Origin of the sequence: Paraburkholderia diazotrophica (assembly GCF_900108945.1) — a bacterium.
GTDB classification, from domain to species: domain Bacteria; phylum Pseudomonadota; class Gammaproteobacteria; order Burkholderiales; family Burkholderiaceae; genus Paraburkholderia; species Paraburkholderia diazotrophica.
The window spans coordinates 124,926-144,860 of the sequence record NZ_FNYE01000006.1 but is presented as its reverse complement, the minus strand read 5'-3'; the positions used below and the strand labels follow the sequence as shown (position 1 = coordinate 144,860).

Annotated in this window: 14 protein-coding genes; 2 read left to right on the top strand and 12 right to left on the bottom strand. The window is 62.1% G+C overall.

Going from position 1 to position 19,935, the window contains the following annotated elements:
- Window positions 1-8: 8 nt before the first annotated feature.
- From BMW76_RS10580 to BMW76_RS10570, 3 genes are all read right to left on the bottom strand, one after another.
- The gene (locus tag BMW76_RS10580; protein WP_090865082.1) at window positions 9-1,346 is read right to left on the bottom strand and encodes an aspartate aminotransferase family protein; all 1,338 of its coding nucleotides are present in this window, start codon (window positions 1,344-1,346) and stop codon (window positions 9-11) included.
- 223 nt (window positions 1,347-1,569) lie between these two features.
- Window positions 1,570-2,430: a MurR/RpiR family transcriptional regulator gene (locus BMW76_RS10575; RefSeq protein WP_090865081.1), complete on the bottom strand. Its 861-nt coding sequence runs from the start codon at window positions 2,428-2,430 to the stop codon at window positions 1,570-1,572.
- Window positions 2,431-2,541: 111 nt separating this feature from the next.
- Window positions 2,542-3,852 (bottom strand): ATP-binding protein, encoded by a 1,311-nt coding sequence (locus BMW76_RS10570; protein ID WP_090865080.1) that lies wholly within the window; start codon window positions 3,850-3,852, stop codon window positions 2,542-2,544.
- Window positions 3,853-4,222: 370 nt separating this feature from the next.
- Here BMW76_RS10570 and BMW76_RS10565 point away from each other — a divergent pair, with 370 nt between their 5' ends.
- Complete coding sequence (locus tag BMW76_RS10565) at window positions 4,223-5,434, top strand: permease (RefSeq protein ID WP_090865079.1); 1,212 nt, start codon at window positions 4,223-4,225, stop codon at window positions 5,432-5,434.
- A 131-nt stretch (window positions 5,435-5,565) separates the two neighbouring features.
- Here the strand turns inward: BMW76_RS10565 and BMW76_RS10560 are convergent, their stop codons facing one another.
- The 3 genes from BMW76_RS10560 to BMW76_RS10550 all read right to left on the bottom strand — a co-directional run bounded on the left by BMW76_RS10560 (window position 5,566) and on the right by BMW76_RS10550 (window position 10,113).
- Window positions 5,566-7,008, bottom strand: a complete 1,443-nt coding sequence (locus BMW76_RS10560; RefSeq protein ID WP_090865078.1) for an aldehyde dehydrogenase family protein — start codon at window positions 7,006-7,008, stop codon at window positions 5,566-5,568.
- A gap of 48 nt (window positions 7,009-7,056) precedes the next feature.
- Entirely contained in the window at window positions 7,057-8,238 is a 1,182-nt protein-coding gene (locus BMW76_RS10555) for a fumarylacetoacetate hydrolase family protein (protein ID WP_090865077.1), read from the bottom strand.
- 90 nt (window positions 8,239-8,328) lie between these two features.
- Window positions 8,329-10,113, bottom strand: a complete 1,785-nt coding sequence (locus tag BMW76_RS10550; RefSeq protein ID WP_090865227.1) for an IlvD/Edd family dehydratase — start codon at window positions 10,111-10,113, stop codon at window positions 8,329-8,331.
- A 478-nt stretch (window positions 10,114-10,591) separates the two neighbouring features.
- On the opposite strand from BMW76_RS10550, the gene BMW76_RS10545 reads away from it, so the two are divergent.
- The gene (locus tag BMW76_RS10545; protein WP_090865076.1) at window positions 10,592-11,944 is read left to right on the top strand and encodes an MFS transporter; all 1,353 of its coding nucleotides are present in this window, start codon (window positions 10,592-10,594) and stop codon (window positions 11,942-11,944) included.
- Window positions 11,945-12,616: 672 nt separating this feature from the next.
- Here the strand turns inward: BMW76_RS10545 and BMW76_RS10535 are convergent.
- The 6 genes from BMW76_RS10535 to gltA form a co-directional block, all read right to left on the bottom strand.
- On the bottom strand, window positions 12,617-12,961 hold the full coding sequence (locus BMW76_RS10535; RefSeq protein WP_087737246.1) for a hypothetical protein: 345 nt from the start codon (window positions 12,959-12,961) through the stop codon (window positions 12,617-12,619).
- Between the two features lie 207 nt (window positions 12,962-13,168).
- Entirely contained in the window at window positions 13,169-14,008 is an 840-nt protein-coding gene (locus BMW76_RS10530; RefSeq protein ID WP_090865075.1) for a tetratricopeptide repeat protein, read from the bottom strand.
- Entirely contained in the window at window positions 14,005-14,967 is a 963-nt protein-coding gene (gene ku / locus BMW76_RS10525) for a non-homologous end joining protein Ku (protein WP_090865074.1), read from the bottom strand. Before ku ends, BMW76_RS10530 begins: the two co-directional genes overlap by 4 nt.
- A gap of 145 nt (window positions 14,968-15,112) precedes the next feature.
- Entirely contained in the window at window positions 15,113-15,853 is a 741-nt protein-coding gene (locus BMW76_RS10520) for a YukJ family protein (RefSeq protein ID WP_090865073.1), read from the bottom strand.
- Between the two features lie 37 nt (window positions 15,854-15,890).
- Window positions 15,891-18,170: an amylo-alpha-1,6-glucosidase gene (locus BMW76_RS10515; protein ID WP_090865226.1), complete on the bottom strand. Its 2,280-nt coding sequence runs from the start codon at window positions 18,168-18,170 to the stop codon at window positions 15,891-15,893.
- Between the two features lie 359 nt (window positions 18,171-18,529).
- Window positions 18,530-19,831 carry a citrate synthase gene (gltA, locus tag BMW76_RS10510; protein ID WP_090865072.1) on the bottom strand — a complete coding sequence of 434 codons (1,302 nt, stop codon included), beginning with the start codon at window positions 19,829-19,831 and terminating at the stop codon, window positions 18,530-18,532.
- Between the last annotated feature and the right edge of the window lie 104 nt (window positions 19,832-19,935).

Here is a 19,935-nt window from a genome sequence, read left to right as displayed (position 1 = left end):
GGTTTGAATCAGGCAGCGCCCGTCGCGGCAAGCGCGCCTTCGATCGCATCCTTCAGGCGGCCGACGATCTGCTCGATATCGCGCGGCGTGCAGATGAACGGCGGCGCGAGCAGCACATGATCGCCGATCTTGCCGTCGACGGTGCCGCCCATCGGATACACCATCAGACCGCGCTGGAACGCCTCGCGTTTGATCGCGGCGTGCAGCTTCAGTTTCGCATCGAACGGCGTTTTCGTCGCGCGGTCTTTCACCATTTCGACGCCGACGAAAAGACCCCGGCCGCGGATGTCGCCGACATACGGATGCTGCGCGTATTGCTCGCGCAGCAGCGAACGCAGCTGTTCGCCGCGCGCTTTCACGTTGTCGAGCAAATGCTCGTCGGCAATCACGCGCTGCACTTCGAGCGCGGCGGCGCAGGCCGTCGCGTGGCCGATATACGTGTGGCCGTGCTGGAAGAAGCCCGAGCCGCCCGTGATCGCGCTATAGATCTTGTCGCTCACGAGCGTCGCGCCGATCGGCTGATAGCCCGCGCCGAGCCCCTTCGCAATGGTCAGCAGATCGGGCGCCACGCCGTCTTCTTCGCACGCGAACAGATGGCCCGTGCGGCCCATGCCCGACATGATTTCGTCGAGAATCAGCAGCACGCCATAGCGGTCGCACACCGCGCGAATCTTGCGGAAGTACTCGCGCACGGGCGGCACGGCGCCAGCCGTCGCGCCGACGACCGTTTCGGCGACGAACGCCGCGACCGTCTGCGAGCCGAGTTCGAGAATCTTCTGTTCGAGTTCGTCGGCAAGACGCTGCGCGAACTGCTCCTCCGTTTCGTCAGCGCGCTGCTCGCGATACGCGTAGCAAGGGCTCACGTGATGCGCGTCGATCAGGAGCGGCAGGAACGGCTCGCGGCGCCACGCATTGCCGCCGATCGCGAGCGCGCCCAGCGTGTTGCCGTGATAGCTCTGGCGTCGCGCGATGATATGGCGGCGCTGCGGCTCGCCCGTTTCGACGAAGTACTGGCGCGCGAGCTTCAGCGCGGCCTCGATCGCCTCCGAGCCGCCCGACACGAAATACACGTGCCCGAGCCCTTGCGGTGCGCGTTCGACGAGATAGCTCGCGAGTTCCTCGGCGGGCTGCGTCGTGAAGAACGACGTGTGCGCATACGGCAGTTCCTGCGCCTGGCGCTTGATCGCGTCGATCACGCGCTGGTTGCTGTGACCGAGACACGAAACGGCCGCGCCGCCCGATGCGTCGATATAACGCTTGCCCGTCGAATCGATGATCTCGATGCCCTCGCCTTTCACGGCGACGGGCAACGTCTGCTTCGGCATGCGGTGGAATACGGTAGTCATGCGCTTTCCTTGGAGGTAGGGAGAGCGGCGGCGCTCGAGCCGCCGTGCGTGCAAGTGCGTTCAATAAAGGTGCCGAAACGAGGCCTCGGACATCAATCAACACGCGATGCGCATTTATACGTCACGGCAACATATGTTGTCAATCGCGGCGCAAGCCCGCCGTGCGCATCTGCTCGCACGTGTTTCGCGCCACGGAACCCACCGTGGCCCGTCGATCAGGACATCAGGGTACGTAAGCGCCCTTTGCGTGCAGCGACTGTTCGGCCAGTTCGAGCTGCTGTACGGCGTCCGTGCCTTCGAGCGCGAGCAGATGCGCGACCAGCGATTCGGCGATCGCCGTCGCCGCCACGAGGGACGGAAAAAACGACGGGCTTTCGTGTGAAAAAATCAGCACCTTGTCGGCGTTCAGCGCGATGGGCGACACGGCGCTGTCCGTGATGGCGATCAGCTTGCTGCCTTTTTCGAGCGCAGCCTCGGCGACGCGCGCGGCTTCGACGGAATACGGTGCGAAGCTCACGACGACGGTTGCACTATCGCGCTCGATGCCGCGCAGCTGCATTTCGAGCGTGCCCGCTTCGCCCGTCAGCAGCGACACCGACGAGCGAAAGAGACGGTATCCGTAGACAAGGCCGAATGCGACGGGATAACACGAACGGAAGCCGCCGACATGCACGTGCGATGCACGCCGCAGCAGCTTCGCGGCTTCGACGGTGACGCGCGCATTGTGCGCCGCCGTCACTTCGAGATTGTGCTGATGCGCGACGAGCAGATCGTGCGCGAGCGCGTCTTTCGCATGGCCCTTGACGAGCGAGCGGGCGCGCGTGGTCAGCGGCTCGGGGCGCGTGCGCACCCGCGCGACGAACAGGTCGCGCAACTCGTTCCAGCCCGGAAAACCCAGTTGCTGCGACAGGCGCACGAGCGACGCGGGTTGCACCTGTGCGCGCTCGGCGACCTTGCGCATCGACGAAACGGCGACCTCGTCGGGATGATCGAGCAGAAACGCCGCTCCCATCTGGAACTGCGGACTGAGTTCCTGAAAGCGTCCGCGAATCAGGGCGGCGAGCTGATCGAAGTTGTCGGGCATACGGTGTACGGGGCTATGGGATGACAACAAATGTTACCACCCGGTATGGGGAGCGATCTAACGAAGGGCGGATCGTTCGACTACTTCCACCGAGGGATGCTGAACGCCCACTTAGGATGCAATGCCTTTCTGTGCGGAGAGCGGATGTCGGTAACAGACACGGAGTCCTCTATCCATGTTTGCGAGCACCAGTCCGCCACCGCTACGCCGCGCGATTTCCGACACGATCGAAAGGCCGAGGCCACTGCCTGCGGCGGCAGTTCCAGGGATGCGATAGAACGGCTCCAGCACTCGCGATAGCTGGTCTTCCGGAATCCCAGGCCCGGAATCCTTCACTTCCACCAGCAGATGCTCGCCGTTCCGTGTGACCGACACATCGACCCTGCCGCCCTTCGGCGTGTACCGGACCGCGTTATCGACGAGATTGCGCAAGACGACGGAGAGCGCGGCGGCATCGGCAATCACCTCGACGTCATCGACCTTGTCGAGCCCGAGATCGACTTGCCTGCTCTGCGCCATATCGACCGCATTGACGACTGCTTCATTCGCCAGTTGCCGAACGCAAACGACAGCCGGCTTCATGGACGAGCCATGCTGCGAACGGGCCAGCGTCAGCAGTTGTTCGACCAGCCGCGCCGTGCGCCGTATCGCTGCCTGAAACGACACGAGTCGCTCGCGCGCCACAAGCGGGTTGTCGGCGGCGCCGAGATGTTCTGCTTGCAAAGAGAGTGCGGCGAGCGGCGAGCGCAACTCATGAGCGGCATCCGCGATAAACCGGCGCTGCTGTGACATTGCATCCTTGAGCCGGTCAATCAGCCGGTTTATCGACGTGACGAACGGAAGCAGTTCCTTTGGAATGTCCTGCTCGGACAGCACATCGAGCGTCGCATCGTCCTGCTGGTCTACAACATTGGCAAGACGACGCACAGGCAGCAACGTCGTACGTACGAGAAAGATGATGAGCGCGACCAATATGGGCGTCAGGGCGAGCATCGGAAACAGCGTTCTCATCGCGCCGTCTCTTGCGATTTCGTCGCGCACCACTGAAAGTTCTGCGACTGCAATTCGCTCACCCGAATGCAATGTGCGCACACTGACGCGCCAGCTCTTGCCCTCTTCATCGAGATTGTGCAGCCCGTCCGGAAGCGTCTGCGGAAGGGTGATCGGCGCATTTGTGCCGGCTGACGATTGACCCAGGCGCGAGATGACGAGCCTCACGTCCGAATCCTGACTGCCTTGCCACGCAACTATGGGCGCTGCGAGAACCAGTTTCCCCGCGTTAATCAGCGCGCCGATTTCCCGGAGATGACCGTCCTGCAGTTTGTTCGCCTCGTGATAGGCGGCGGAAAAAGATGCGCCACCCGCGATCACGCTTAGCGCCACGATGACGGACGCAATCCACCATGTGAGTCGCGACGTCATGGACCGCGGAGAATGTTCCTGTCGACCATCCATTCGACACCTCGTATTGTGCGAATAATCGTAAGGGGCTGACTTCGTCAGAATGGTGTGTAGCGGATGCTCAGTGGGCGAAGCAGCAACGAAAACGAATGCGCGCTGTTGCGTCAGTGAAGCCGCAACGTCTCATGTCGAGGTCTCTCGCCAGGCATGACGGGTGCTGAGCAAGTCACGAGTATCGATTGTCCTGGATACAACACTCCGCGCATTCTTCTCATCGTCCAATGGGCCGCAAGTGACGGCTTTCCCTTTTTTTCCAGGCCGCTCGGGTTCGATACGATCCATGTTATCTACTTTATGTTCGCATCCATCGCGACAGACGCGGGAGGTCGCAGTGCAAATTCTCAGCGCATTGGGCCACGCCCTGTGGATGTCTTTCACCATGCTATGGCAGATCTTCTGGGGACTCAGTCTGGGCTTTCTGTTCTCCGCCGTGATTGAAGTGACGGTGTCGAAGTCCGAGATGTCGAAACTGCTGCCGGACGACTCCGCGCGTTCACTGACCCTTGCAAGCCTGTTTGGCGCGGCGTCGTCTTCCTGTTCCTACGCAGCCGTCGCGATGGCGCGCTCGATGGTTCGCAAAGGCGCCAACTTCACCGCAAGCATGGCCTTCCAGTTCGCCGCAACCAATCTGGTACTTGAACTAGGCGTATTGATGTGGGTGCTGATTGCATGGCAGTTTGCCGCCGCCGAATTCATCGGCGGCCCTGTGATGATTATCGTGCTCGTTCTGCTGTTCCGGTTCTTTTTGAGGGATACCCTGAAAACGCAGGCCATCCAGCAAGCAGACAAAGGTATCGCCGGCAGCATGGAAGGACATGCTGCGATGTCGATGGGTGAACAGAATGGCACCTGGAAAGATCGCCTCATATCGAAGGACGGCTTAACGGCCATCAGTCATAGCTACATGATGAACTGGACGATGCTGTGGCGAGATATTGGCTTAGGGTTGATTGTTGCCGGAGCCATAGCGGCATGGGTACCAGACAGCTTCTGGCAAAAGTTCTTTCTGATGAGTCATCCGACACTCGCAATGATCTGGGGCGCCTTCATCGGCCCACTCATCGCGGTCGCATCATTTACCTGTTCGGTCGGGAACGTACCGTTGGCAGCCGTCTTGTGGAAGGGCGGCATCAGCTTCGGAGGCGTTGCCTCATTCATATTCGGCGACCTCATCATCCTTCCGATCGTCAACATCTATCGAAAGTACTACGGCGGCAAAATGACCGCCTTCATGATCGCGACCTTCTACGTCGCGATGGTCGCGGCCGCGCTGACTATAGAGGCATTGTTCCAGGCGGCGGGCTGGGTGCCGCATGAGCGGCACACCGCTGTCGTCGACGCCGCCGTCACTTTCAACTACACCACCATTCTGGACATCACTTTCGGCATCGTCTTTATCGTCCTGACGACTGTCTTTTTCCGCACGGGCGGCGTGGAGATGATGCGCATGATGAAGAGTGGCGAATATGCGCGTGATGACAACGGCCACGGACATCATGCCAACGGCGCCCAGTCATCCCAACATGACCGTCATCCGCATTAGAAGCATTGATCCGGATACAGCAGCAAGCCTCCACGTCGCGATCGTACCCGGCGTACGTTTATTCACATCGAAACGCGGCCTGCCGACGCCTCGCATCGAATCGGCAGGGTTGCCCCGGTTCGCCTCTCGTGTCAGACCGCGCCCGGATTGATGTACGAAGTCTTGACGATCGTATAAAACTCGCGCGCATAGCTGCCCTGCTCGCGAGGACCATAGCTCGACCCTTTGCGGCCGCCAAAAGGCACGTGATAGTCGACGCCGGCCGTCGCCGTATTCACCATGACCATGCCCGCCTGGACGTGTCGGCGGAAGTGGCTCGCAATACTCAGCGAAGTCGTGCAGATGCCCGCCGACAAGCCGAACTCCGTGTCGTTCGCCACCGCAAGCGCCTCGTGATAGTCCTTGACCTTGATGACGGATGCGACAGGCCCGAACACCTCTTCGCGGTTGATACGCATCGCGGCCGTCGTATTCGTCACCAGCGCGGGAGCGAGAAAATAGCCGCGCGTGGATGCTTCGACGCGCTCGCCGCCGAACACCTCTCCGCCCTCTTCGCGCACAATCGCGATGTAGCGCTCGTCCTGCTGGAGCTGCTTGTCGTCGACGACGGGCCCGATATGCGTTCCGTCAGCCAGTGCATCGCCGACTTTCAGCGTCTTCATACGCGCCTTCATTGCTTCGACGAAGCGATCGTGGATACCTTCCGTGACGATGAGCCGGCTCGATGCCGTGCACCGTTGCCCCGTCGAAAAGAAGGCACCGTTGATGCAAGCGTCGACGGCGACATCGAGGTCGGCGTCATCGACCACGACCATCGGATTCTTGCCGCCCATCTCCAGCTGAAACTTCTTGCCCGTCGCGAAGCACTTTGCGCCGATCGCGCGGCCCGTCGCCACCGAGCCGGTGAAACTGACGGCGTCGACGTCCGGCGAGTTGACGATCGCTTCGCCGACCACCGAGCCGCGGCCCATCACGAGATTGATGACGCCCGCGGGCGCGCCCGCTTCGACGATGATCTTCACCAGCTCCCATGTGCTCGCCGGCACGAGGTCCGCGGGCTTGATGACAACCGTGTTGCCATACGCGAGCGCGGGCGCAATCTTCCATGCGGGAATGGCAATCGGGAAATTCCAGGGCGTAATGAGGCCGATGACGCCGAGCGGCTCACGCGTCGTCTCGACGGTCATTCCCGGCCGCACGGAAGGCACCGTCTCGCCGCCGATACGCAGCGCTTCTCCCGCAAAGAACTTGAAGATCTGTCCCGCCCGGCCGACTTCGCCGATTGCTTCGGGCAGCGTCTTGCCTTCTTCGCGTGCGAGCAGCCGGCCCAGCTCCGCCTTGCGCGCAAGGATGACGCTGCCGGCCTGGTCGAGCAGATCGAAGCGCTGCTGAGGCGTCGACAGCGACCAACGCGCAAACGCCTTGCGCGCGGCGGCGATCGCGTCGCGCGTCTGCGCATCGTCTGCCTGCGCGAATTCGCCGATGACGTCGTCAAGATGGGAGGGATTGACGTTGGCAGACGTGGTGGCGCCGCGCACCCATTTGCCGTCGATGTAGTTGTCGAACTGGTTCATGTTGTCTTTCCTGATTCAGCGTTTTCGATGGTCAATTCGCGCGATCGCTTAAAGCAACCCGCGCAAGGCCAGGTTGCGATACAGCGCGCGCACGCCGAAGGTCCAAGGCGTGATCTCCGTGCTCAACTGCACCGTATTGATCAACGCGCCGAGTTGCGGCGTCGAGATCGTGACCTTGTCGCCGAGATGATGTGTAAAGCCGCCGCCTTGCGTGTCGCGGTCCTTGATCGGCGAGAACATCGTGCCGAGAAACAGCATGAAGCCGTCGGGATACTGGTGATGGCGTCCGCATGTCTGCGCGACGAGATCGGCCGGATCGCGGCTGATCTCGCTCATATGGCTGACGCCATCGAGAAGAAAGCCGTCATCCGTGCCCTCGACACGCAGCGACACGCTGGTCTTGCGCACCGAGTCGAGATCGAACGATTCGTCGAACAGACGCACGAACGGGCCGATCGCACACGACGCGTTGTTGTCCTTGCACTTGCCGAGCAGCAAGGCCGAACGGCCTTCGATGTCGCGCAGATTGACGTCGTTGCCGAGCGTCGCGCCGACGATCTCGCCACGGCTGTTGACCGCGAGGACGATCTCGGGCTCGGGGTTGTTCCAGTTCGATGCGGGCAGCAATCCGATGTCCGCGCCGAAGCCGACGGCCGACATCGGCTGCGACTTCGAGAACACTTCGGCATCGGGCCCGATGCCCACTTCCATGTACTGGGACCACGCGCCGCGCCGCTCGAGTTCCGTCTTGAGCTTCATCGCCGCTTCGGAGCCCGGCTTGATTTTCGACAGGTCCGTGCCGATCGTCGCAGCGATGGTTTCGCGAACCTCTTGTGCCTTTGCCGGATCGCCGCCCGCCTGCTCCTCGATGACGCGTTCGATGAGGCTCACCGCAAACGTCACCCCGCATGCCTTGATCGCCTGAACGTCGTTGGGTGCGAGCAGCCGCAGTGCGGGCTCTTCCGTGCCGTGAAGAAGATTGGCTTCGATCAGCTTGTCGACGGAGCCTAGCGACTCGCCGTTCACCGTTCGCGCAAATTGAGCGATGTCGGCGCGATCGAACAGGTCTGCGGTAGTCGGAACGCTGGCTGTGATATCGAGCACTTCGCCGTTGCGAACCAGCACGACGGAAGGCCCTTCGTGCGCGCCCGCTTTACGCCATACGCGGCCGACGAGCAACGCCTGCTGAATGTCATCGGGAAGAAATGCTGATGGGGATGATGAGGTCATGGTGCGGAAAGTCTCCAGTTTATTTCTATGGGCCGCTCATTCGATAAGCGCTGGCATGGACGTTAACGCGTCGAGCCAGCCCGATCGCGTTCAATGCGAGTGTCGTGGGTTGCCGCGCTCGGCGATGACTTTCAGATAAAGCGTCGCGGGCTCCAGACAGCCGCCCGTCGACAGTTGGCCAACAGTCTGCCGATACAACTCCTGCCACGGAGTCTGCGCCTGCGGAATCTCGAAGCTCGCGCTCTCGCGCCGCCGCTTGAGCTCTTCTTCGTCGACCAGCACATCGACGCTGCGCGCATTCAGATCGACGCGAATGCGGTCGCCCGTTTGCAGCAGCGCAAGCCCGCCGCCCACAGCCGCCTCAGGCGACATGTTGAGGATCGACGGGCTCGCCGATGTCCCGCTCTGCCGGCCGTCGCCCATCGTCGGCAGCGACGTGATGCCCTTGCGCACCAGTTCGGCGGGCGGAGCCATGTTGACGACTTCCGCGCTGCCCGGATAGCCGACCGTGCCCGCGCCGCGAATCACGAGAATGCAATGCTGATCAATGTTCAGCGACGGGTCGTTGATGCGCGCGTGATAGTCCTCCGGTCCATCGAATACAATGGCGCGCGCCTCGAACGTGTTCTCCGCGCCGGGCTCGCTCAAATAGGTTTGCCTGAACGCATCGCCGACCACCGACATCTTCATGATCGCGCTATCGAAGAAGTTGCCCGACAGCACCATGAATCCCGCTCCATGCTTGAGCGGCTCGTCCGTGCTCCTGATGACGTCGCGGTCCGGCTCAGGCGTGCTGTCGACGATCGCGCCGATGGTGCGGCCCGACACCGTCAGGCAGTCGCGATGCACGAGCCCCGCGCCGTCGAGTTCGCGCAGCACGGCGGGCACACCGCCCGCCCGATGGAAGCTCTCGCCCAGATACTCGCCAGCCGGCATGCAGTTGACGATGAGCGGCACCTGCTCGCCGACGCGCTGCCAGTCGTCGAGGCTCAGCTCGACGCCCATGTGGCGGGCAATTGCGATGAGGTGCGGCGGACAGTTGGTGGACGCCCCCAGCGCCGACGCGACGACGATCGCGTTCTCGAAAGCTTCTTTCGTCATGACTTGCGACGGCCGCACGTCTTCGCGCACGAGATTGACGATGCGCTTGCCCGTCGCGTACGCCATCTGGCCTCGCTCACGATAGGCGGCGGGAATGCTCGCGCAGCCGGGCAACGACATGCCGAGCGCTTCCGCGAGACTGTTCATCGACAGCGCCGTGCCCATCGTATTGCAGTGGCCGATGGAAGGCGACGATGCCGTCGTGAGCTCCATGAAGCCTTCGTAATCGATCTCACCCGCGGCAAGCAGATTGCGCGCATGCCAGATCACCGTGCCCGAGCCGACGCGCTTGCCCTGATGCCAGCCGTCGAGCATCGGGCCGCCAGACAATACGATCGCGGGCATGTCGACCGTCGCGGCGGCCATCAGGCACGCCGGCGTGGTCTTGTCGCACCCCGTCGTGAGCACGACGCCGTCGAGCGGAAATCCATGCAGGATTTCGACGAGACCGAGATACGCGAGATTGCGGTCGAGCGCAGCCGTGGGCCGGCGGCTCTGTTCGGCGAGCGGATGAACGGGAAACTCCATCGGAATGCCGCCCGCGTCGCGAATGCCCGCCTTGGTCCGCGCGGCGAGTTCGATGTGGTGCCGGTTGCAGGGCGCGAGATCGCTGCCCGTCTGCGCGATGCCGATGATGGGACGGCCCGACTGCAATTCCTCGCGCGTGAGGCCATAGTTCATGAAGCGCTCGACGTAGAGTGCCGTCATGTCGGCATGGGCCGGGTCATCGAACCATTCCTGGCTGCGCAGGCGCCGTGTGTTGGACTGGGTCATTGCGTTGTACTCCATTGTTCGATGTGCTGGCGATGTGCTGATCACTAGCGCCTGTATTATGGACAGCGCCGGCGCCCGTCGGGTGCCTGCGGCCGTCTCCTTGCCGCCGGATTCACATGTCTGTTATCGGTAACATTTCTCGATATTATCACGCTGTGCTGGGTCTGTGCACGTCGCCAAGGTTACGCGTTTCCATGAGAAATCGCCGTGTGATGCCGCGTGCGTCTGAGTCACTGGAGAAGCGACGCAGACGTCATCCAGCATCCAGGTAGATTCCCCTGGCTTGCTCTGCAATGCCTCCTCGTGCTAACTTCGTTACCGATAACATTTTCGCGTACCGATAATTTCGACTCGAAATGTTACCGGTAACTACGATTCGAGGCACGATTGGCCGCGCCGGCAATCCACCACGCAATACGGTGAGCGGTCTCCCGTTTGAGCGGGACCGCACACGACATATGCAAAAGGAGACAACCCTATGCCCACCATCACTCAGGCCGCGGCTTCATCCGTCGCTGTCGATGAGACCGAGGAACTGCTTTACCGCAAGGTACTGAAGCGCATCTTGCCGCTGCTGCTTCTGTGTTACGTCGTCGCCTACCTGGACCGCGTCAATGTCGGCTTTGCGAAATTGCAGATGCTCGACTCGCTCGGCCTGAGCGATGGCGTCTATGCCGTCGGTGCAAGCATCTTCTTCTGGGGATACTTCTTCTTCGAGATGCCGAGCAACCTGCTTCTTCACCGCTACGGGGCGCGTTTCTGGATCGCCCGCATCATGGTGACATGGGGCATCGTCTCGTCGTCGCTCGCCTTCATCTCGCCGCTGGCAAGCTTCTTCCACGTCGAAACGTCGACGATGTTCTATATCCTCCGCTTCCTGCTGGGCGTTTGCGAGGCGGGTTTCTTCCCGGGCATCATCCTCTACTTGAACTACTGGTTCCCGGCCCGTCGTCAAAGCATCGCGATGTCGGGGTTCCTGATTGCCATTCCTGTGAGCCTGACGCTAGGGGGCATCGTTTCCGGATGGCTGATGGAGAATACACATGGGGTGTTCGGCCTGGGCGGCTGGCAATGGATGCTTCTGCTCGAAGGCATTCCTTCGATTCTTGTCGCATTCGTGGTGCTCTTCCGGATGGGCGATGGCATTCAATCGGCGAAATGGCTGACGGCTTCCGAAAAGGCCCTGCTGCAAAGAAATCTCGAACAGGAAAGCGCGAAAAAGACGCATAGCGTTGGAGCGGCGCTCAGGAGCCCGCGCGTATGGCTGCTGACTTTCATCCTGTTGACGTTCAACACCGGCTTTTATGGCCTCGCGTTCTGGCTGCCGTCGATCATCAAGGCGTCTGGCGTGAAAAGCACCTTTAACATCGGCTTGCTGACGGCCATTCCGTACCTCAGCGCGGTTGTCGCGATGATCTGGAATGCGGCGCACTCGCGCAAGACAGGCGAGCGTCGGATGCACGCGGCGATTCCCGCATGCATCGGCGGCGTCGGCCTGATTCTGAGCGCGCTCTTCGCGAACAACGTGCCCGTTTCGATTCTGTTCCTGACGATCGCTACCTGCGCAATCCTTGGCCTGATGCCGATTTACTGGACCTTCCCTGGGCAGATTCTCTCGGGCACGGCGGCAGCGGCGGGCATCGCGCTGATCAACTCCGTTGGCAACCTGTCGGGCTTTACCGGCTCGATGATCACCAGCGTCGCAAAAGATCTGACGGGCAACATCAACAACGGCACGTATGCGCTTGGCGCCTGTCTTCTCGTCAGTTGCGTGCTGATCCTGTCGATTCCGAAGAGCATGCTGAACAGCGAACCGGCGGAATGCGGATAAGTACTTCGCCGCCACACTCACTGCTTCACTGTTCCAGTGCCACTGCCTGACAAAGCCCGCCTCGCTGGCGGGCTTCTTATCACCGCTCGCTTACCCGCCAGCATCAGGACGTTCCCTATCGCGCCCTTTTATGAGCCGGCAACTCGAATCAGGCGGCGCAAAATCAAAACCGCGAGTGACATTCGAACGTGAGTTCTGTCTCATGTTCTTCGAGTGCCCGCACGCCTTTCGAAGATTCGGAAACGACGCTGAGCATCTGCCCGCGCTGCTGACAGAAATCGCTCGCGCTCTGCATGACCGCCTTGTGCGATCTCGCCCATGCGACGCTGCCGCCCGCGGCCGTCGCATGAAGGGAATATCGTCCGGGGTTGGCCGCTTCCGTGACTGGACTCGACGTGGAGCAGGCCTGCATCAGCAACGGCGCGATGGCGAACAGGGCTGCCCATTTGACCCGCCTCGTTGCCGCAATGATCAGGCCGCGCGTTGTCAAACAGGCGCGCCGCGGTCGCGCTTCATTCATTCCGATATCGTCCACAACAACCTCTGCACTGCGCTTCCGTCGCGCCGCCCGATGCGGCGCTGCAAGAGTGTTGAGTATGAACGGTGGACGTCTTGCGATCAGCTATCGGGATTGCAATGCTGTGTTTAAAAAACGGTATCGACGCCGGTCGATCAGAGCGCTTCCTGGCACAGCGACATCATTCGCTGCACCATCGTGCTCGCCTCGTTCAATTCCATTTCGCTCGTAAAGAGCGCGTTCACGCTGGAAAGACGCACGGCAATACCCGCGTCCAGCAGATCCTCGCTTGCGATTTTCAGCGCGAGTTGCCCGATCTTGACCCGATCGAGCCAATGCATCTTCACGTCGTTTTTCCTCAGCCAGCGACGGCAGCATTCGACGACATGATCGACACGCCATTCCTGTGTCAGGGCGTGCGAAGCCGCCGCAATCGCGACAAGAAAGCAAAGCAGTTCCGGACGCGCGCTGTCGGCGTCGTTGAATTCGGGTTTCAGCATGGGTTGTGACCTCTATTCCTGTCTTCACTACGTGCGTACCGTTGCACCGAAATCAACCCGTGCGCATGGCGAACAAGAGAGCCCGCGCAGGCGTTTCTCGCACACTGGGTTCTGCGTGCGTAAGCGGAAAGTCTACGCCTTTTTGGACGCTCGCCAATCGACAATCAGATGAACGGACGTGCTCGAAATATCGGCACGGACGGTGCTTTAATTCGTCAGCCGCCGATACGCATTCAGATGCCGCAGCAGCCCCTGCTGGTCGCCGAGACCGTCGAGAAGAATGGCCAGGTTATGGTGCGCATCGGCGTACGACGGATCGAGTTCGAGACAACGCTCGTAGCTTCGCTCCGCATCCGCGAGCCGATCCAGTCCCTCCAGCGCCACCGCGCGATTGAAATGCAGCACGGCGTCTTCGGGGAAATACGACAGCGCGTCGTCGAATACGTGCAGCGCTTCCTCGCAGCGCGCTTCGCATTCGCATAGCAGCGCGCCGAGATCGACATACGCGGCATAAAACGGTTCGGGCGAAAGCGCGATCGCTTTTCTATACGCCTGCTCCGCGCCCTTCGCATCCGACTCCATCAATTGACCGGCGAGGCTGTACCACTCGTCGGCCTCGCGCGCGGCGTCCTTCGGTTGCGGCGACGATTCGAGAAACACCACGTCGCCCTTGATCTGCGCCACTTCGAAGTCGAGCAGTTGCTGGCCTGTTATCGCATCCCATTGCGACGGCCCCGTTCGCACGACGATCTCATTGCCGACAGCTGTAACGCGAATGCCCGACAGCGGCAACGCTTCGGGCAACTCGGACCTGAGGCGCTGCAACGCCTGCACGATCTTGCGCGGAGGAATATTCGATGCACGCAACTGGAGCGCCGTCCTCAGCAGCACGACATCCTGAAACGTGAAACGCAGCGCGTTGCGCGGGCCGCGCGTCGGCGTCACGAAGCCGGCGTCGACGAGTCCCGAGACGACTCGCCGCGACACGCCCAGCATCGATTCCAGCTCGCGCATCGACAGGCTATGCGCCGCATCCGCTCTCGTCACTTGCGCGCCCGAACCTTGGTGGGCACTTCGGCAGCGGGTGCTTTCGCCGCGCGCGCAGCAGGCTTGCGCGTTCTCGGCGCGGCGGCGATGTCGGTCACGGGCTCGGCGGCCTTGCGCTTTTGCGGGCTTGCAGACGGACTCTCGGATGGACTCGCGGACGCGGCAGCAGGCTTGGCCCTCGCGCCGCCTTTCAGACTCGCGCGCAATGCTTCCATCAGGTCGATCACTTCGCCGCCCGGCTCGGGCACATCTGCGCGCTCGGCCGAGATGACCTGCTGGCCTTCTATCTTCCTGTCGATGGCCGCGAGGATGCGCTTCTTCTCCTCGTCCTCGTATGCGCTCGCGTCGTAGTGGTCCTCGGCGCCCTGCTCGATGATCTGCATCGCGAGCTTAAGCTCCGACGCGGTGACGCTCACGTGCTCGATGTTCAGGTCCTTCAGCGAGCGCACTTCGTCCGCGAACAGCAGTTGCTGGAACACGAGGCCGTCTTCGGCGGGCCGCACCTGGACGATGCGTGTCTTGCCCTTGAACGCCCACTTCGCCAGCGCGCAGCGGCCGCTCTCCGCGAGCGCCTGTTGCAGCAGGCTATAGGGCTTGCCGCCGCGCTTGTCGGGCGCGATGTAATACGCCTTGTCGTAGTAGACGGGATCGACCGACTTCTCCGGAATGAAGGCCACGATCTCGACGACGTGGCTCGCGCTTTCTTCGAGCGCCTTCAGTTCGTCGGCCGTGAAGACGACGAAGCGGTCTTTCTCGAACTCGTAGCCCTTCTTCATCGACGAGCGCTCGACGATGGCGCCCGTCGTCTCCGAGATGTATTGCTGCTTCACGCGGGAACCGTCGGGCGCGAGCATATTGAAGCGCACGTCCGACCCGCTTTCGGTCGCGGAATAGAGCCGTACAGGAATCGACACGAGGCCGAACGAGAGGGACAACGATGCAATCGAGCGTGCCGCCATGAGGTTCTCCCGTGGGCTGCTGCGCTGGCCGGCACTCGTCGGATGAAACCGGCGCAAGCGACGCCGCCCCTGAAATTACGCTGAACGCGTTTGCAAGCTTAGCACCGTGTCAGCATCGTGCAGCGATGGGCACGTCGGCGTGCTGCTAGCCGAGAATCGGATGCGACGTGCCGGGAATCGGCCAGCCCCGGTTGTCGGTCGGCACGAGCTGCGTCTGGAACGCCACGAAGAGCGCCTGAAACCGTCCATCCACTTCGACCAGCACTGCGCCGTCCTGAAAGGTCCCGTTCTCCGACGAGTGGTCCCTCACGTGGCTGCCCGGCTGCGGCTTCGGATTGCCCTGATTCATGTGCGTTTCGTGCAAGCCGTCCTTCTCCGGTTCGAACAGAAAGCCGAAGCCGTACACGCTGACATTCTCCGTGGGCTTCCAGCCGTGCCGCCTGTCGGTGCCGCTCTTGCTTCGATAGACATAGTCGACGTGCGCCGCCGACATGTCGAGTTGCAGCATCCCGTTGACGAGCGCGTTGATGTCGTTGTGCTCGGTCTGCGTATCGAGCGTGATGGGGCGCATCGTCGTCAGATCGACGAGACGCGTGTCGTGCACGTAGTCGAGCTTCGGAAATCCCGTCTGCGTGAGGCCGAGCGGCAGCTTCGCGAGATCGGCGATCATCGGATGATCGAAATACGGGTTCCACGCATAGAGCACGTGGTATCCGGCGGGGCCCGTGAGCGAGCTGTCGGACTTCACGTTGGTGACGATCTCGAAGTCGCCCCCTTTGGTATCGTCGACGACGATCACATAGTGCGGGTCGCCTTTGTAGCCGTCGAGAAAGGGCACGCCCAGTTTCAGCGCGCCCTTGAACACGACGTAGACGTTTTGCGGCATGTTCGGGCTCCGTCGACGAAGGTTGATGGACGGCGGCTTACAACAGCGCGATCACCCGCACATCCCCCTGCTCCGCCGACGCCACGACCTTGCCCGCGACGCGCCGGAACGTGATCGACACCGACGAATCGCCGACGCGCAGATCGCTGATCTCGATCCAGTCGATACCATCGGGCAGCATCGGCTGCTCGATCAGCACTTCGCGCCGCTCCGCGTCGATCGTCACGCCCAGGCACGCTTCGAGCATCATGAACGGCGAGCCGGCTGCCCAGGCTTGCGGCAGACACGCGACGGGATACGCCGTCGGCGGTTCGCCACGGCGGCGCGGAAAGCCGCAGAACAGCTCCGGCAGCCGCATGTCGAAATTGACGGCTGCCTGAAAGAGCGCCTGCAACAGACGCACGGCCGCCGCCTTGTTGCCATAGCGCGCGAGGCCGCGCGCGCAGATCGCATTGTCGTGCGGCCAGACTGAGCCGTTGTGATACGCCATCGGATTGAAGCGCGGCTGGCCCGCCGCCAGTGTGCGCACGCCCCAGCCCGTATGAAAGAGCGCCGACTCCAGCGCACGTGCCACCGCTTCGCCACGCTCGCGCGACGGCAAGCCGAACGCGAGCAGATGTCCCGCATTCGACGCGAGCACGCGGCACAGATCGCCCTTGCCGTCGAGCGCGATGCCGTAAAAGCTCGTGTCGTCCATCCAGTACTTGTCTTCGACGCACGCACGTATCGCCATTGCGCGCTGCATATAGCGCGCAGCCTCCTCGGTCTGGCCGCGCAGCGTCGCGAAGTGCGCCATCGTGTCGAACGCGGCACTCGCATAGGCCTGTACTTCGACGAGCGCGATGGGCCCGTCGGGGTAGCGTCCGTCCGCGTGAAAGACGGAATCGTGGCTGTCCTTCCAGCCCTGGTTCGCGAGGCCGCTGTCCGACGCGCGCTGATAGTCGAGCAGCCCGTAGCGGTTGCGGTCGCACACGGCCGCGACCCACTTCGTCGCGCGTTCGAGCGCCGGCCACAGCTCGTCGACGAGCTTCGTGTCACCCGTGCGCGCAACGTACGCGCCCGCGAGCACGATGAACAGCGGCGTCGTATCGACACCGCCGTAGTACAGCGCAAACGGCACCTCGCCCGTCGCCGCCATTTCGCTGCGGCGCATTTCGTGCATGATCTTGCCGACGGCGGCATCGCGGAACGCGGAGTCCTCCTTCGCCTGATGCTCGGCGAGAAAGCGCAGCACGCCGCGCGCAAGAGCCGGCTGCAGCCACAGCGTCTGCAGCGACGTGATGACGGCGTCGCGCCCGAACGGCGTCGAGAACCACGGAATGCCCGCATACGGATACGGCCCCGTCGCGAGATCCGTCGTCAGCAGATTGAGGTCCGCTTGCGAGCGGTCGATCCACGCGTTGAAAAGCGGATTGCTCGAGCGCACGCGCGCCGATGCGCGGCGCCGCTCGCGCATCACCAGGTGCGCGTCGACGAGCGCCGCGCGCACGGCCGAGCGGCCCACGCGCGGCCGCGCCGCATCGATCTGCGACACGTGAAGCTCGGTGACGGTATGCGTCGATTGCGGCACGTTGACGTCGGGCGCGCCCTTGTGCGCCTCGACCTGCACGGCCACCGACAGATAGATCGACACGCACGCCTGCGCCGGCAGATTCACCGAGTAATCGGCGCGGCCCGCCAGCAGCTTGTCGGGCATCGGCGAAAACGCGACGCGCACGCGTCGCGCGACGTCGTCGAGACCCACATAGCCGAGCAACACTTCGTTCTTGTGCACGCGCGGCGTTTCGACGGAGCCCTGCTGGTCACGCTTCAGGCCGCGCACTTCGAACATGTCGCGAAAGTCGCTCGCGAACGAAATGGACAGCGGCACGACGGCATCCGTCGTGCCGTAGTTGGTGAGCTCGATCGCTTCGTTCATCACCGTGCCCGACAGCACGCGCACGCGTTCGACGTGAATCACGCCTTCCGGCGTGCTGTTGCCGCCGAGCGGCGGCAGCGGACGATTGGTCAGATGCGCGGTGAATGAAGTGTTGTCGCTGCTGACGCTGCCCGACAGCAGCGACGGCGCGCGGCCGCCGAAGGTCAAACGCAGCTGCGACAGCACGCGGGTATCGTTGACGAACAGACCGTCGTCGTGCCCCGTGACATCGCCGAGCGGATCGTTGACGATGAACGTGCCGCCCGATTTCAGCACATGCTGCGTCGCGGCGGCGATATTCAGGTTTTCCGGCGCGATGAACGCGCTGTCAGGGTCGTCGCCGCGATATTCCACGCCGCCCTGATGGGTCAGTCCGCCGAGTGCTTCTGGATCCTGCATCAGCATGCTCCTGTGCTAGTGGCTTCGTTCCGATTGTAGAGGGTTCGCGCAATTAGGACAGAGGATAGCGCGGCGGGTGCCCCGATCTTCATGATTTTTTCGTGTAATGCATGAAGCGGGAGTCGGGCGGCGCACATGGCACGGGTCGTGCTGTCGATGCGTGAAATGGCTTCAGGCGAGCAGCGAAGTCCCTCACGCGCGGGACGAACGCAAAGCAATTGATTCGCCATCCTGCCGATATCGAATGCGGCGCCCGAATGAAAAAGGCGCCGTTTCCCTCTTGCGGAAACGGCGCCTGCGCTTTCAGACGATGCCGCGGATAGGGTGTGCAAAAGCAAGCTTCGATAACTGACAAACGCTTAACGGCGTGCGACCGGCTTCGCGTCACGCGGCGTTTCGCCGATGAAAAGCTGACGCGGACGGCCGATCTTCTGCTCGGGATCGGCGATCATTTCGTTCCACTGTGCAATCCAGCCGACAGTACGCGCCATCGCGAAGATGCACGTGAACATCGACGTCGGGATGCCCAGCGCGCGCTGCACGATGCCCGAGTAGAAATCGACGTTCGGGTACAGCTTGCGCGACACGAAGTACTCGTCTTCCAGCGCGATCTTTTCGAGCGCCATCGCGAGCTTGAACAACGGGTCGTCGTGCAGGCCCAGTTCGTTCAGCACTTCGTGGCACGTCTCGCGCATCAGCTTCGCGCGCGGATCGTAGTTCTTGTAGACGCGGTGGCCGAAGCCCATCAGCTTCACGCCCGAGTTCTTGTCCTTCACCTGCTTGATGAACTCAGGAATGTTGTCGACCGAGCCGATTTCTTCGAGCATGTTCAGCGCGGCTTCGTTCGCGCCGCCGTGCGCCGGGCCCCACAGACAGGCGATACCCGCTGCGATGCATGCAAACGGATTCGCACCCGACGAACCTGCGAGGCGCACCGTCGACGTCGACGCGTTCTGCTCGTGGTCTGCGTGCAGGATCAGGATGCGGTCCAGCGCGCGCACCAGTACGTCGTTGACCTTGTACTCTTCCGCCGGGTTCGAGAACATCATCTGCATGAAGTTCGCGCTATACGACAGGTCGTTGCGCGGATACACGAACGGCTGGCCGATCGAGTACTTGTACACCATCGCGACCAGCGTCGGCAGCTTCGCGATCATGCGAATCGCGGAAACATCGCGATGCGTCGGGTCGTTGATGTCGAGCGAGTCGTGATAGAACGCCGACAGCGCGCCGACTGCGGCGACGAGAATCGCCATCGGGTGCGCGTCGCGGCGAAAGCCGCGGAAGAAGAAATGCATCTGCTCGTGAACCATCGTGTGCTTCGTGACGGTGTCTTCGAACTCTTTCTTTTGCTGCGCATTTGGCAACTCGCCTTTCAGCAGCAGGTAGCACGTTTCCAGAAAGTCCGCGTTCTGCGCGAGATTGTCGATCGGATAGCCGCGATACAGCAATTCGCCCTTATCGCCATCGATATACGTTATCGCCGAATTGCACGACGCCGTCGACATGAAGCCCGGATCGTAAGTGAACTTGCCCGTCTGTCCGTAGAGCTTGCGAATATCGATTACGTCCGGACCCATCGATCCTTTATAAACCGGCAGCTCGATCTTCTCGTCGCTATTCGAAAACGACAGCAAGGCTTTGGTCGTTGATACGTTCATCTGGGATTCCTTTCGACTTTGCATTCCTGAGACATTGCGAAGCCGGCGATCACGCGCGTCCGCGCCTCCGGCAGCCGTGTGCATTCTACGGCCCGCATGCCGTT